Consider the following 217-nt stretch of genomic DNA (forward strand, 5'->3'; position numbering starts at 1 on the left):
GCAGCTGCTTGTTGATCGACAGCGTGGCCGGGTGCAGGCGCGTGCCCGTGCCGCCGGCCAGAACGATCCCCTTCATGCCTGTGTCTCCGTCGTTGTCCGTTCGGGGCCGACCAGCCGGTCGAGGATATCGTCGAGGGCCTGTTCCCAGGGCCGCGGCCTCAGGCCGTAGGCGGCCGTGAGGCTCGCGGTCGAGAGCACCGAGTACGCGGGCCGGCGG

General features: G+C 71.4%; 1 protein-coding gene and 1 pseudogene. Both read right to left on the reverse strand.

Translation table 11 applies throughout. The features are described 5' to 3' along the window. A partial coding sequence (locus AC0IY1_RS25735) for a sugar phosphate nucleotidyltransferase (protein WP_471773404.1) occupies nt 1-76 on the reverse strand: 76 nt, incomplete at its 3' end. Next, nucleotides 73-217 (reverse strand): annotated as a pseudogene (locus AC0IY1_RS25740) (dTDP-4-dehydrorhamnose reductase); the annotation flags it as partial. The pseudogene AC0IY1_RS25740 and the gene AC0IY1_RS25735, both read right to left, overlap by 4 nt.

This window comes from Methylobacterium sp. AC690, assembly GCF_979256535.1.